This is a genomic window from Shimazuella soli (assembly GCF_022511585.1).
GTDB classification, from domain to species: Bacteria; Bacillota; Bacilli; order Thermoactinomycetales; family Thermoactinomycetaceae; genus Shimazuella; species Shimazuella soli.
Map to the genome: position 1 here is coordinate 305,046 of NZ_JAKWBN010000003.1, position 15,060 is coordinate 320,105.

The window sequence follows — 15,060 nt, forward strand, 5'->3', positions numbered from 1 at the left end:
CAAGGAGAGCGGTGTCCGCCGCGTGGTTTTATGGGGGAAAATATGTATATTACCATTGCCAGAAAGAAGAAGTTATAAAAAAATAACTTTTTGATACATTTTTTTGCATAATCATGTATAATAACTCATTGAGATGAATTTTTATTACATGGGAGCGGATGAATGATGAGTAAAGAAAAAATTGTACTTGCCTATTCGGGCGGTTTAGATACTTCCGTAGCGATTCGCTGGTTGACGGAAAACTATGGATATGATGTGATTGCTGTTGCGCTTGATGTAGGGGAAGGAAAAGATTTGGATTTTGTCAAAGAAAAAGCGTTGAAAGTAGGAGCTGTAAAATCAGTTGTTGTCGATGCAAAAGAACATTATGCGAAACATTTTCTCGCATCTGCTTTAAAAGCTAATGCGATGTATGAAGGGAAATACCCTCTCGTATCTGCATTGTCTCGTCCTTTGATCTCGCAGATTTTGGTGCAAGTAGCAGAGGAAGAAGGAGCAGTTGCCGTTGCACATGGATGTACTGGGAAAGGAAACGACCAAGTGAGATTCGATCTTTCGGTTCAAGCTTTAAATCCAAATCTCAAAGTAATTGCTCCTGTTCGGGAATGGGCGATGTCCCGTGATGAAGAGATCAAATATGCACAGGAACACAATATTCCAATTCCCATTGACTTAGACAACCCTTACAGTGTGGATCAAAACCTTTGGGGACGCAGTTGTGAATGCGGTGTACTGGAAAATCCTTGGACTGCTCCACCAGAAGGTGCTTATGAGTTGACGAAATCCATTGACAATACACCAGATGAAGCAGTGGAAGTAGTCATTACTTTCGAAAAAGGGATTCCAACGGCATTAGATGGTGTAAAATTACCTTTGCATCAATTGATCACCACGTTAAACCAAATTGCAGGCGAACATGGTGTCGGTCGAATTGATCACGTGGAGAACCGCTTAGTAGGAATCAAGTCACGGGAAGTATATGAGTGCCCAGCAGCGATTACATTGATTACTGCGCACAGAGAGTTAGAATATTTGACTTTGACACGCGATGTAGCGAGATTTAAACCATCGATCGAACAGAAATGGGCAGAACTTGCTTACGACGGCCTCTGGTTCTCTCCTTTGAAATTGGCATTGGATGCATTTGTCGATGAAACGCAAAAATTTGTAACAGGTACTGTGCGTGTGAGATTGTACAAAGGAACTGCAACAGTTACAGGTCGGGAGTCAGAATACTCCTTGTATAACGAACAGTTGGCTACTTATTCTACAGATGATACATTTGATCATCAAGCTGCTGTCGGTTTTATTAAATTATGGGGATTACCGACGCATATTTATGCAACGATACATGAAGATGAGGTGAAAGCAGATGAAACTTTGGGGCGGTCGCTTTACCAAGTCGACGGATCAACTGGCGCTTGAATTTCAAGCATCGATCTCTTTTGACCAAAAGTTAGTGATGGAAGATATCATTGGAAGCATTGTGCATGTCGAGATGCTGGGCGCCAATGAAATTTTGACGATCGAAGAGACCGAAACGATCAAAGCTGGACTGAAAACGTTACTGGAAAAAGCAAAAGCTGGAGAATTGCAATATACCGTAGAACATGAAGATATTCATATGAACATTGAAAAAATGCTGATTGATCTCATCGGGCCAGTTGGGGGTAAGTTACATACAGGTCGGAGCAGAAATGATCAAAGTGCATTAGATGTGCATCTGTATGCGAGAAGAAAAACAGTGGAACTGGTAGAACAGGCAGTTGCTTTATCAGAAGCGCTGCTCTCACAGGCAGAGGAAAATGTAGATACCCTGCTGCCTGGGTATACGCACTTGCAACGGGCACAACCAGTGAGATTTGCCCACCACTTGCTCGCTTATGCGAGTATGCTGGAGCGGGATATGGGTAGATTAATCGATAGTTATAAACGGACAGATATGTGTCCGCTTGGAGCAGGAGCGATTGCAGGTACTACTTTTCCTATCGATCGCCAATATGTCAAGGATCGTCTCCATTTTGCAAACCTCTATGAGAATAGTATGGATGCAGTGAGCGATCGCGATTATATTGTGGAATTAACCTCTGCATGTTCCTTGATCATGGTGCACTTGTCACGGTTGGCTGAAGAACTTATTCTTTGGACGAGTGAAGAATTTCAATATGTCGAACTAGATGATGCATATTGCACAGGCAGCAGTATGATGCCCCAGAAAAAAAATCCAGATATTCCCGAGCTGGTCAGAGGGAAAACAGGGAGAGTCTTTGGGGATATGATGGGTCTTCTGACCATGCTGAAAGCTCTGCCGCTCAGCTTTAACAAAGATATGCAAGAAGATAAAGAAGCTTTATTTGATGCAGTCGAAACAACAGAAAATTGTCTAACCTTGATGAGTGCTGTTATCGAAACGATGGTTGTCAAAAAGGAAAAAATGTTACAAAATATACAACAGAGTTATTCCAATGCAACAGATTTAGCAGATTATTTGGCTTCAAAAGGAGTGCCTTTTCGACAAGCGCATGAAATTACCGGAAAAACGGTACTTTATGCTATTTCAAAACAAAAATATTTACTGGCATTATCGTTAGATGAATACCAACAATTCTCTCCCATCGTAGAAGAAGATATCTATGCATTTCTAGCTGAAGAAAATGTAGTAGAAGCTAGAAAGAGTGAAGGTGGCACAGCTAGAGCACAAGTCGAGAATCAATTAATATTAAGACGTCGGTCTCTTGATGAGACAAAGCAATGGTTAAAAGCAGCGGAAACTGCTAAGAGGCTCATTCAAGTCTAATATTTGGTTTTTCTTGCCAACGATGAAAAAGACAAGATCTGTTATAATAAGTCTCCAGTAAGTATTATTGCTTATACTGGAGATTTTTGCTGTCAAATTCGAATATATCATCATTTAGAAAAATATTAGTCTAGGAAACGTTAAGAATGATGCTATAATAGAAAACAGGTTTTTTGGACAGTGGATTCTTTTACTCTAGAAACACAAACTCGATAGCAAATTGGAAGAAAGTTTTCTTTTACTTTTGATTACCAAATACTGTTGACTTGGAATGTTATTCTTTATTTATTGACTATTATTCCTATTAAAAGAGGAAACTGAGAGAAGTTTCGAGAAATACCTGACTACCTATCCTAAGTGATAGGCAAAATCGCTAACGACAAATGCTGTGCTAAAACGGAAGGTGATTTTATGATAGAAATGCACGATGTATGGAAAGTCTATCCCAATGGAATTGAAGCACTGCGAGGGATCGATGTAAAGGTAGACCAAGGTGAATTTGTCTATATAGTAGGGCCAAGTGGTGCAGGAAAAAGTTCTTTTATCAAACTCATGTACCGGGAAGAAAAACCAACTCATGGCGTTGTTTTGATTAATGGTGTAAATGTAAAACGTGTTCGTGACTGGAAAATTCCTTATGTGAGACGCCGGATTGGTGTTGTGTTTCAAGACTATAAGTTATTGCCACACTTATCTGCATATGAGAATGTTGCATTTGCAATGGAGGCAGTAGAAACACCAAAACGTGAAATGAAGCCTCGCGTTCAAGAAGTGTTAGAGTTAGTAGGATTGGGAGATAGAATGAAGGCCTTGCCATCCCAGTTATCTGGTGGGGAGCAACAGCGGGTTTCCATTGCTCGGGCAATTGTCAATAATCCCACTTTTATTATCGCAGACGAGCCTACTGGGAACTTAGACCCAGAAAACTCTTGGGATATCATGTACCTCTTAGAAGAGATTAACGCACGCGGGACGACAGTTGTTATGGCAACACACAACAAAGAAATCGTAAATACGATGCGCCAACGAGTTATTGCGATCGAACAAGGCGTGATTGTGCGAGACGAATTGGGAGGCGAATACGGTTATGAAGATTGAAACCTTAGGTCGCCATTTTCGCGAAGCGTATCGCGGAATCATGAAAAACTCATGGATGAGCTTTGCGGCAATGGGTACTGTGGCTGTAACACTTTTGATTTTTGGAGTGTTCCTTATTTTTGCGTTTAACATCAATTACTTGACCAAAGAATTGGACAAGCAATTAGCTGTGCGAGCATCTCTTCAAGATGGCATGCCAAAAGCCAAACAAGTAGAGATTCTCAATAAAGTGAAACAAAATCCGCTCGTAAAAAAAGCTGATCTTGTCCCTAAAGATCAAGGTTTAGAAGAGATGAAGAAAAGCTGGGGAGATGCAAACTTTATTGAAGGTTTGAAGTCCGGTGATCAAAACCCATTACCAGACATTATTCGAATCGAGCCAAGCGACCCCAAAAAAGTGAAAGAACTGGAATCACAAGCTAAAAGCATCGATGGTATTGTAGCAACAGACTCTGGTGGTGGAGTGACCCAAACCTTACTTGGATTTTCTGGTGTAGTTCGAAATGTCATTCTTATTTTCGGTATCGCATTGTCTGTGTTAGCTGCGTTCCTCATCTCCAACACAATTAAACTGACCATTATTGCAAGACGGAAAGAAATTGAAGTTATGAGACTCGTAGGTGCGAGTAACTGGTTTATTCGTTGGCCATTTTTCATCGAGGGTGCTTTTATCGGGGTAGTTGGTGCTATATTACCGATAGGGATTTTGCTGATCTTGTACCAAGCATTTTTCGATACAGTGAATTCAGGTGCTGCATATACCGTTATTCAGATGATGCCTGTAACTTCCCTAGGGGCATATTTAGCAGTCAGTACATTTGTTTTAGGTGCAATAATTGGTATCTCTGGTAGTTTACTCTCTGTTCGTAAGTTCCTCAAAATATAGATTTTTGACACCACAGAACTTGGGGGGATTATATGAGACGCCTATTTATTGCTAGCCTATCTACTTGCCTAGCATTTAGTTTATGGGGTGCAGATGCTTATGCTGCACCTTCAAAGAAATCCGAACAACAAGAAAAGCTGAAGCATATACAAGAAAATAAAAAGTCGAAAAATCAACAGCTCGGACAAGCTCAGAGCGAATTGAACCAGTTGAAGAAGGAAATCGCACCGATCGAAAAACAAATGGATCAATATGATACTCAGCTTCTACAACTGAATAAAGACATCGCAGCAAATGAAAAGTTGTTAAAGCAGCAGCAAAAACAGTTAAATGCAAGAGTGATCCATCTCTATCAAAGCGGCGAAATGGGTTATATGGGGCAATTGATTTCTGCCAAAACTTTTGGGGAATTTTTTGCTCGTGTAGAAGGTATTCGTCTCATCGTGAAGAATGATAGTAACTTGTTGACAGAGTACAAGCAAACAGCAAAGTCTATTGCGTATAAAAAGAAATCCATTGAGGTTTTACGAGCAAAGATTCAACCGCTTTTTGCAAAAGAAAAAGCCAAAATCGCAGAAATCGAAAAGAAAACACAAGGAATCAGCAAAGAACTTGCTAATATTCAACATGATGAGGAAGTTACAGAAGCAGCTATTAAAGAGCAAGAGCGATTGGAAAAATTAGCATCTCAGCAATATAGTGGGAATTTTGGCACCGGTGTATTGATGAAACCTGGAATTGGATCAATTACTTCAGGGTTTGGTTATCGTTGGGGGAGACAACACAAAGGTATAGACATCGATGATAACAAGCCTGGTCCTGACGGTAAGAAAATTTTTGCAGCGGATGACGGAGTAGTTATTCTAACTAAATCTGATCCTGATGGTTTTGGGTATTACATTGTGATCAAACATTCAGATGAGCTATCCACTTTATATGGTCATATGTATCGAAGCACTGTGCGTGTATCAGTCGGAGAGCATGTCAAAAAAGGACAATGGATTGCTGATATCGGCAACAACGGACACTCTACTGGATCACACCTGCATTTTGAAGTACATAAAAATGGAGAAGCAGTTGATCCGATGCCATACATATCTTAATAGCTACATTCTGGGAGGACGTTGAGTTGCAAAGGACAAAGCGAATACTCACGGCTACGATAGCTGTTTTGGTTTGTGCCAGTATAATTGTAGGCAGCAGCACAGAAGTGGATGCCAAAACAACACGTGAAGAATTAATGCAAATCCGTAAAGATAAATTAAAAGTGATGGATTCTATTGCGAGCGGAAATAAGACATTAGAAAAATATAATGCACAGATGGCAGCAAGTCAAAAAGCGATTGATGACGTTCAAGTACAAGTAGATAAGGTCGATGTTCTTAAAAAGCAAGCCGAACAAAAAGAAGAAGTCTATCAGAAAAAGTTTAATGAACGACTTCGCCAGTTGTATGAAAGAGGCGAAACAGGCTACATGTCTCAATTGCTTCAATCTAATAATTTTAGCGAGTTTTTGGTTCGATTTGAGATGGTTCGACTTTTAGCTCAACAAGATTATGCTTTATTAGAAGATAAGAAAAAAGCGACAGAACAGGTGCAAGTGCAGATTGATAAATTAAACCAACTGATTGCGAAACAGCAAAAAGAAGTAGATAAATCAAAAGATGCTTTTAATAAAATGATGGCAGAAATAAACAAAAGCAAAGGAAAATTAAAAGAACTCCAAGGCATGGAAGATGCCAACGAGTCTGAATTAATCGATATCAATAAAGCATTAATTAGCAGTGGAAAATTAAAATTCCCATATACCGGCCCATTACAAAGACCTATGGATTATCCTATTACATCTGGATTTAAATTTCGTTGGGGCAGGATGCATGAAGGGGTTGACTTTGGAACACAAGGGAAAATAGGAATTCCATATAGAGCAGCAGCTGACGGGGTTGTAGTAGAAAGTCGTGTATCTTCTGGATATGGATGGCTTATCACGATTTATCATGGTGAATATAACGGGCAGCCTTTCTATACGCGATATGCACATAGTTATCCTTATGAAGTAAAAGTAAAAGTAGGACAAGAAGTAACCAAAGGAGAAATTATTTCTGCTGTTGGGAATAATGGACACTCTACAGGTCCTCACCTTCACTTTGAAGTGCGAATTGGTTATGGTGCAAAACCACCTGCGAAAGACCCAATGAAATATTTTGGTAGTTAATCCATTTGGTATATAGCATGGAAGAAGGACATCCGGTAACGCTTTCGCAGCGTGAAAGATGTCCTTCTTCTATTTCTCAAACGATAGGAATATGTTAGAGTAGAACCAAAATGGACGGGCATCATGGAGGGCTCCGTTTTCGTGTTACATCATAGAGAGACTGGATCACGTTGTTGATGAAGAAAGGGCTGGAGATATGACTTTTCGTAGTAGAACAGTTGCGCTTATGGTGATAGCAGCTATGGCTCTAGGCAGTTTGCTAACTTCCTTGTTTTTTATGGGACAGGAAACAAGCAACTTACCTAATCAAGTTTCAAGCGAATCAAAAGAATATAAAGCATATGAAGAAAAACTGAAAAAGACTTATGATACTATTCGAAGCAGTTATGTGAGGAATATTTCGGACCAAGCTCTAATGGATGGTGCTCTGCGTGGCATGATTGCAGCTTTAGGTGATCCACATTCTGAGTATATGAATCCTCAAGAGGCAAAACAATTTCTTTCCTCCATTATGAATTCCTCTTTTTCCGGAATAGGTGCTGGCGTAGTGATAAAGGACGGACAAGTGACGATCGAATCAATTGTAAAGGATTCACCAGCGGAACATGCAGGGTTGCAGGTAAATGATCAAATTCGCAAAGTGGATGGAAAAAGTATCGTTGGACTTAAACTAAATGAAGCAGTAGCCAAGATTAGGGGTCCAAAAGGAACCAAAGTTACATTGGAAGTAGTCCGAGGGGGAGGGGCACCTTTTACAGTAACTGCGATCAGAAAAGATATTCCACAACAAACGGTTAGCAATAAAATGTTGGATAATAAGATTGGATACATTGGTATTTCTCAGTTTTCGCAGACAACCGATAAAGAATTTTTCACTTCTATCTCACAGTTAGAGAAGCAGAAAATGAAAGGTCTTGTTATTGATCTGCGCGGCAATCCAGGCGGATTGTTAAAGGTAGTAGTGAATATGTGTCAGCAGTTGCTACCTGAAGGCAAAATTATCGTTAGTACACAAGATAAAGCAGGAAACAAAGAAGTATATCGTGCAAAAGGAACTCAGGTAAAATCGTATCCCATCACAATATTGGTAGATGGAAGTAGTGCTAGTGCAGCAGAGATCATGGCCGCCGCTTTTCAACAGTCAGGTAAGTATACGGTGATCGGTCAGAAAACATATGGAAAAGGTAGTGTTCAATCCAGTATTGAATATTCCGATGGCAGTAACTTAAAACTGACGATCGCAAAATGGTTGACACCCAATGGTACATGGATCGATCAACATGGTGGAACAAAAGGACTGTCTCCAAATATCGAAGTTGCTCCATTTGCTTTTACACAAGCGAATTTACCAGAAGGAAAACAAACCTGGAAGCCTGATAGTAATTCTACTGATGTGAAAAATATGCAGTTAATTTTAGATGCGCTTGGTTTTAAACCGGGTAGAACCGATGGCTACTTTGATACAGCTACAGAGGCAGCATTGAAAAACTTCCAAAAGTCCAATAATATTCCAGAAAATGGAGAGTTGGATGCACAGACAGCAAAATTTTTGGGAATTGCATATCAAAGTTTATTGCGAGATCCAAAGAATGATAAACAATTACAGACTGCTATCCAATTTTTGGCTCATATTAGTGAATAAATAGTGAACTCAAAGGAATATTTGGTACTTATGTCGAAAACCCTCTCTAGTAGATGTTTGCACTGGAGGGGGTTCCTTTTGCATCTAGGGTTTATGAAAACTTGGATATTTCTATGGACAGAGCCACTATGGATTATTGCATTGTTACTTCCTATCCTATTTACGATTTATACCAACCTCTTAGAGCGAAAGCATTTTGGTCACATTGTAGAAGCACCGTTACCAACCATTTTCCGAACGTGTTGTTATGGTTTATTGACGGGATTAGCACTCTCATTGGCATTATCTTCCTTTATGTTTGATATAAATAAAGACGAGCTATTTTTGGTTTGGATTATGACGATTTCTTTTGCTGTATTTCGTCGGCGTTTTGCCTGTATTGCATACTCTGTGGGGTTTATTTCCTTGCTTCATTTAGCCCTGCCTTATATGCATATAACGGTCTTACCAATCGGACTAGTAAAGTGGTATTACGTAGTCGAGCATTTTTCTGTGATGAATTGGTTGTATATCGTTGGTTTCGCCCATTTCTTAGAATGGATTTTAATTCGAGCAGAAGGTTCTAATTCCAGTACACCAGTCCGGCTTGATCATATATCTGGAAAGAGTGTACCTGGTTATCTGCTTGCCAAAACTTGGCCTATTTCCTTGGTTGCTTTTACTCCAGCAGGATGGCTGCCTTTGCCTATCATGATGGGATTTGCCAGCAAGACTTGTTCGAAACCTCTCAAACAAAAAAAGAGGCTTATTTCCACGCTTACACTGTTATATGCAGGTGTGTTGTCCATTATTGTGTGGTTAGGAACATTTCAAAAGGAGTGGATATGGGCAGCTGCTGTTTTTGCGTTGTTCGGTCATGAAGTAATGTATCTTTGGAGCCGATTTATGGAACGACGTAAAGTACCCCTGTTCGTCTCCGATGAAAAAGGGCTAAAGGTACTAGCCGTTCTTCCGCAAACTCCTGCTGCTGTATTAGGAATCAAGACAGGAGATATTATCCACCGTTTAAATGGGGTGCGTATTCAGACAGCAGAAGATTTGGAACAAGCTGTTTCACTCTCCTCTTTTTGTAAGTTAGAAGTATTAGATGAACAACAGGACAGCCACTTTCTTCAACGGGCAATTTATGAGAAAGACCCTAAACACTTGGGAATAGTTGGAGCTGATCCCTTGTAGAGAATATGTAGTTTAATGATTTAGAAAAGGGTACCGATAAACGGCACCCTTTTTTATTTCGTTACACTGTGAGGTCATCTGGAAGACTGTTCAGAACAAAATGGATAGTAAACACTTTACCATTTAAGAGTTTTACTCGTCACACCGTAAGATATTAGGGATGTGGTTTCAACCGAGAGATTCATATCGGAACGAATGTTTCGCTTGACACCGAAAGTATGCTATAATGGTGGATGCTGTGAATAAGAGATAATGGATTTATATAGATGTTGAATTGCAGGAATAGGACGGTGAGAAGCGTGGAAAAGCTTTTTCAGTTGGTGTCTGAATTTGAGCCTAGTGGAGATCAACCAAAAGCAATTGAAGCCTTAACAGCAGGAATAAAAGAAGGAAAAAAACAACAGACCTTGTTAGGGGCTACAGGTACAGGTAAGACATTTACTATTGCATCGACTATTGCAAATGTGAATAAACCCACCCTTGTGATCGCTCACAATAAAACATTAGCAGCACAGTTATGTGGGGAATTAAAAGAATTGTTCCCTCATAATGCAGTTGAATATTTTGTCAGTTACTATGACTACTATCAACCAGAAGCATATATCCCTCAAACTGATACTTTTATCGAAAAAGATTCTTCCATTAACGATGAGATAGATAAACTACGGCACTCAGCGACAAGCGCATTAATCGAACGAAAAGATGTGATTATCGTTGCTAGTGTCTCTTGTATTTATGGGCTTGGTTCGCCGATTGAGTATCGTGATTTGGTGCTGTCTCTGCGTGTTGGAATGGAAAAAGAACGAAATGAAGTTCTTCGTAAATTAGTTGATATTCAGTACCAAAGAAATGATATTAACTTTACTCGTGGTACATTTCGCGTGCGTGGAGATGTAATCGAGATTTTCCCTGTTTCAAGAAGTGAACAAGCAGTCCGAGTAGAGTTTTTTGGTGATGAGATTGAACGAATCAGAGAAATCGATGTGGTGACTGGAGAAATCATCGGAGAGCGGGAACATGTCGCTGTTTTTCCAGCTTCTCACTATGTCACCCGTGGGGCAGTCATGGAAAGAGCCCTGAAAACGATTGAAGCAGAACTAGAAGAACAGTTGGCTTTCTTTAAACAAGAAGGGAAGCTTTTAGAAGCACAGCGCCTAGAACAACGCACACGATATGACATGGAAATGATGCGTGAAATTGGATTTTGTTCAGGAATTGAAAATTATTCTAGGCACCTGATCGGTACGGAACCCGGCCAGCCGCCATATACGTTGATCGATTATTTCCCTGATGATTTTTTGATCGTGGTAGATGAGTCCCATGTATCGATCCCACAAATTGGTGCGATGTTTAATGGAGACCAAGCTCGTAAAAATATGCTGGTAGAACACGGTTTTCGTCTACCTTCTGCTCGAGATAACCGGCCGCTCAAATTTGAAGAATTTGAAAGTAAGATTAATCAAATCTTGTTTGTATCCGCGACACCAGGGCCATATGAGTTAGAAAAAACTCCAGAGATGGTAGAGCAAATTATCCGGCCGACTGGTTTGCTTGATCCAAAAATTTATATTCGTCCTATCAAAGGTCAAATTGATGATTTGATCGGGGAGATAAATAAACGTGTGGATCAGGACGAACGTGTTTTGGTTACGACCTTGACGAAGAAAATGGCGGAAGATTTAACAGACTACTTCAAAGAAATAGGGATTCGAGTTCGTTATTTACATGCAGATATCAAGACGATTGAACGGATGGAAATTTTGCGTGATCTTCGTTTGGGTGAGTTTGATGTTCTCATTGGAATCAATCTTCTTCGTGAAGGACTTGATCTTCCTGAGGTTTCCTTGGTTGCTATCCTCGATGCGGATAAAGAAGGTTTCTTACGTGCAGAGCGTTCGCTGATTCAGACTATCGGCCGTGCCGCACGTAACGCTCATGGTGAAGTTATTATGTATGCAGATAAGATAACCAACTCCATGCAAAAAGCGATCGAAGAGACAGAGCGTCGCCGTACCATTCAAATTGCGCACAATGAGAAACACGGAATTACACCGATGACGATTCAGAAGAAAGTCCGCCAAGTAATCGAAGCGACAACAAAAGTTGCAGAAGAGAAGGCAACCTATACAACAGACCGCAGTGGCAAGAAGATGACTAAGAAAGAACGTCAATTACTCCTAGAGAAGATGGAAAAGGAAATGAAACAAGCGGCCAAAGATTTGCAGTTTGAACGTGCAGCGGAATTACGAGATATTCTTTTAGAGTTAAAAGCAGAAAGTGGGGACTAACGGTTGGCGATTGAAAATATTGAGATACGAGGAGCACGTGTCCATAATTTAAAGGATATAGATGTTACCATCCCTCGCGATAAATTGGTAGTGATCACAGGTCTTAGTGGTTCCGGTAAATCTTCCCTTGCTTTTGATACCATCTATGCAGAAGGGCAGAGGAGATATGTGGAGTCTTTATCTGCGTATGCCAGACAGTTTTTAGGGCAGATGGACAAACCTGATGTGGATAGTATTGAAGGTTTGTCTCCTGCAATCTCCATCGACCAAAAGACAACAAGCCGCAATCCACGTTCTACTGTTGGTACCGTTACGGAAATTTATGATTATATACGTTTGTTGTTTGCACGTATTGGACGAGCTTATTGTCCGCGTCATGGAATCGAAATCACGTCCCAGACTACCCCGCAAATGGTAGATCATATCTTGGCTTTACCTGAGAAAACGAGGATACAAATTCTTGCTCCCATCGTGAAAGGCAAAAAAGGAGAACACGAAAAAATATTAGCAGATATTCAAAAGCAAGGATTTGTAAGGGTTCGGATTGACGGAGAAATACAAGAAGTAACAGAAGTAGAAAAACTGGAGAAAAATAAAAAACATACGATTGAGGTCATTGTCGACCGTATTGTGATCAAAGAAGGAATCACTTCCCGTCTTACGGATTCAGTAGAAATGGCATTGCGTCTGTCAGATGGGGAAGTTCTTGTCGATGTCATCGATGGAGAAGAAATGTTATTCAGTCAAAATCTTGCTTGTCCAGAGTGCGGTTATAGTATTCCTGAGCTCACTCCTCGTATGTTTTCTTTTAATAGCCCATTTGGTGCATGTCCAACGTGCGATGGGCTCGGAAACCGAATGGAAATAGATCCGACATTAGTGATTGCAAATCCAAAGCTGTCTATCAACAAAGGGGTAATCGAACCGTGGGCTAGTTCGTCTAGTAACTACTACAACCAGCTGTTAGATGCTGTTTGTAAACATTTTGGAATTAGTAAGACAAAAGCATTTGAGAAACTTCCAGAAGAACAACAAAATATCATTTTATTTGGCTCCAAAGAGAGATTTCGTTTTCAATACACCAATGATATGGGCTTTTCCCGTGATACACATACAATGTTTGAGGGTGTAGTAAATAATTTAACTCGTCGACATCGAGAAACTGCATCTGACATGGTACGTGAGCAATTGGAAGGTTATATGAGTACGAAACCTTGTCCGACTTGCAGAGGGGCAAGGGTAAAAGAAGAGATGCTGCATGTACTGATTGGCGGTCAAAATATAGATTATGTGACGAGTTTGACGATTGCTGAATCACTCACATTCTTTGAGACTCTCGAGCTGACAGAGAAAGAGAGACAAATTGCTAGATTGGTGTTAAAAGAAATCGAGAGTAGACTTGGATTTCTGTCCAATGTCGGGTTGGATTATCTCACCTTAAGTCGGTCCGCCGGAACTTTATCAGGGGGAGAAGCACAGCGTATCCGGCTTGCTACTCAAATCGGGTCTAGTTTAATGGGTGTTCTTTATATTTTAGACGAACCAAGTATCGGACTTCATCAGAGAGACAATAGCCGTTTGATCACCACGTTAGAGCAAATGAGAAATATCGGAAATACATTGATTGTGGTAGAACACGATGAAGATACGATGATGAGTGCTGATTATATTTTGGATATTGGTCCGGGTGCAGGCGTTCATGGCGGACAAGTAATAGCAGCTGGTACTCCAAAAGAGATCATGGAAAATCCAGATTCTCTTACTGGTAACTATTTGAGCGGTCGAAAATTTATCCCATTACCAGAAAAAAGACGAGAAGCGACAGATAAGTGGATAAAAGTGGTTGGAGCATCCGAAAATAATTTACGGGATGTTTCTGCATCTTTTCCAATTGGACTTCTAACCTGTATAACAGGTGTTTCGGGGTCTGGGAAGAGTACATTGATCAACGAAATTTTACTAAAATCGTTATCGAAGCAGCTAAATCGTGCCAAAACAGTACCTGGAAAACATAAAAAAATCGACGGTATCGAACACCTCGATAAAGTGATCAGTATTGACCAATCTCCCATTGGACGTACTCCTCGAAGTAATCCTGCAACTTACACGGGTGTGTTTGACGATATTCGTGATGTCTTTGCTTCGACAACAGAGGCAAAAGTACGCGGTTATCTCAAAGGTCGTTTTAGTTTCAATGTCAAAGGCGGACGTTGTGAGGCTTGTCGTGGGGATGGGATTATCAAGATTGAGATGCACTTTTTACCAGATGTCTACGTACCTTGTGAAGAGTGCAAAGGAAAAAGATATAACCGTGACACTTTAGAGATTCGCTACAAAGGGAAAAACGTTGCGGATGTACTAAGTATGACAGTAGAAGATGCGGTAGAGTTTTTTGCTAACATCCCAAAAATCAAACGAAAACTCCAAACACTTTTGGATGTAGGCTTGGGATATGTCCAACTAGGCCAGCCTGCAACGACGTTATCTGGTGGAGAAGCCCAAAGAGTAAAATTAGCTTCAGAATTACACAAACGGAGCACAGGGCGGACTTGTTATGTGTTAGACGAACCGACGACAGGACTTCATGTTCATGATATTGCTCGACTGCTCACTGTTTTGCAAAGACTTGCGGATAATGGAGACACCGTTCTTGTCATTGAGCATAATTTAGATGTAATTAAAACGGCTGATTATATCGTGGATTTAGGTCCTGAAGGCGGCAAAGGTGGAGGAACCATTGTGGCGACAGGTACACCTGAAGAGGTGGCAAAGAAAAAAGGTTCTTACACAGGCGAATACTTAGCTCCGATCCTTAAAAGAGATCAAAAACGCTTGAAACAAGCTGTAACAGTAGGGAATTAGTCTGAAGTGCGCCATAGCGATCTTGCTATGGTCTCTTTTAATCCTTTTCGTTGCTTGAGACTACTGATGAACATCGATATACTTTTATTGAGAGGA

At 40.4% G+C, this 15,060-nt stretch carries 10 protein-coding genes; all 10 read left to right on the forward strand.

Annotation, left to right across the window (positions count from 1 at the left end; all coding sequences use genetic code 11):
• Positions 1-165 precede the first annotated feature (165 nt).
• Positions 166-1,425 (forward strand): argininosuccinate synthase, encoded by a 1,260-nt coding sequence (locus MK805_RS10055; RefSeq protein ID WP_240875884.1) that lies wholly within the window; start codon positions 166-168, stop codon positions 1,423-1,425.
• Complete coding sequence (gene argH / locus MK805_RS10060) at positions 1,373-2,797, forward strand: argininosuccinate lyase (RefSeq protein WP_240875675.1); 1,425 nt, start codon at positions 1,373-1,375, stop codon at positions 2,795-2,797. The genes MK805_RS10055 and argH overlap by 53 nt, the downstream gene beginning before the upstream one ends.
• 411 nt (positions 2,798-3,208) lie before the next feature.
• Positions 3,209-3,895: a cell division ATP-binding protein FtsE gene (gene ftsE / locus MK805_RS10065; protein WP_240875885.1), complete on the forward strand. Its 687-nt coding sequence runs from the start codon at positions 3,209-3,211 to the stop codon at positions 3,893-3,895.
• Complete coding sequence (ftsX, locus tag MK805_RS10070; RefSeq protein WP_240875679.1) at positions 3,885-4,781, forward strand: permease-like cell division protein FtsX; 897 nt, start codon at positions 3,885-3,887, stop codon at positions 4,779-4,781. Before ftsE ends, ftsX begins: the two co-directional genes overlap by 11 nt.
• Before the next feature lie 32 nt (positions 4,782-4,813).
• A complete protein-coding gene (locus tag MK805_RS10075) occupies positions 4,814-5,884 on the forward strand; it encodes a murein hydrolase activator EnvC family protein (RefSeq protein ID WP_240875680.1) in 1,071 nt (356 codons plus the stop codon).
• Between the two features lie 26 nt (positions 5,885-5,910).
• A complete protein-coding gene (locus MK805_RS10080) occupies positions 5,911-6,996 on the forward strand; it encodes a M23 family metallopeptidase (RefSeq protein WP_240875683.1) in 1,086 nt (361 codons plus the stop codon).
• Positions 6,997-7,192: 196 nt separating this feature from the next.
• On the forward strand, positions 7,193-8,638 hold the full coding sequence (locus tag MK805_RS10085) for a S41 family peptidase (RefSeq protein WP_240875686.1): 1,446 nt from the start codon (positions 7,193-7,195) through the stop codon (positions 8,636-8,638).
• Between the two features lie 78 nt (positions 8,639-8,716).
• Positions 8,717-9,814 (forward strand): PDZ domain-containing protein, encoded by a 1,098-nt coding sequence (locus MK805_RS10090; RefSeq protein ID WP_240875688.1) that lies wholly within the window; start codon positions 8,717-8,719, stop codon positions 9,812-9,814.
• Positions 9,815-10,080: 266 nt separating this feature from the next.
• Positions 10,081-12,102: an excinuclease ABC subunit UvrB gene (gene uvrB / locus MK805_RS10095; RefSeq protein ID WP_255724578.1), complete on the forward strand. Its 2,022-nt coding sequence runs from the start codon at positions 10,081-10,083 to the stop codon at positions 12,100-12,102.
• Between the two features lie 3 nt (positions 12,103-12,105).
• A complete protein-coding gene (uvrA, locus tag MK805_RS10100; RefSeq protein ID WP_240875693.1) occupies positions 12,106-14,964 on the forward strand; it encodes an excinuclease ABC subunit UvrA in 2,859 nt (952 codons plus the stop codon).
• Positions 14,965-15,060 lie beyond the last annotated feature (96 nt).

Excerpts from the sequence above, each read along its gene's own strand:
- argH (WP_240875675.1), top strand. The coding sequence starts at position 1,373 with ATGAAACTTTGGGGCGGTCGCTTTACCAAGTCGACGGATCAACTGGCG.
- ftsE (WP_240875885.1), top strand. The coding sequence starts at position 3,209 with ATGATAGAAATGCACGATGTATGGAAAGTCTATCCCAATGGAATTGAA.
- MK805_RS10075 (WP_240875680.1), top strand. The coding sequence starts at position 4,814 with ATGAGACGCCTATTTATTGCTAGCCTATCTACTTGCCTAGCATTTAGT.
- MK805_RS10085 (WP_240875686.1), top strand. The coding sequence starts at position 7,193 with ATGACTTTTCGTAGTAGAACAGTTGCGCTTATGGTGATAGCAGCTATG.
- MK805_RS10055 (WP_240875884.1), top strand. The coding sequence starts at position 166 with ATGAGTAAAGAAAAAATTGTACTTGCCTATTCGGGCGGTTTAGATACT.
- uvrB (WP_255724578.1), top strand. The coding sequence starts at position 10,081 with ATGTTGAATTGCAGGAATAGGACGGTGAGAAGCGTGGAAAAGCTTTTT.
- ftsX (WP_240875679.1), top strand. The coding sequence starts at position 3,885 with ATGAAGATTGAAACCTTAGGTCGCCATTTTCGCGAAGCGTATCGCGGA.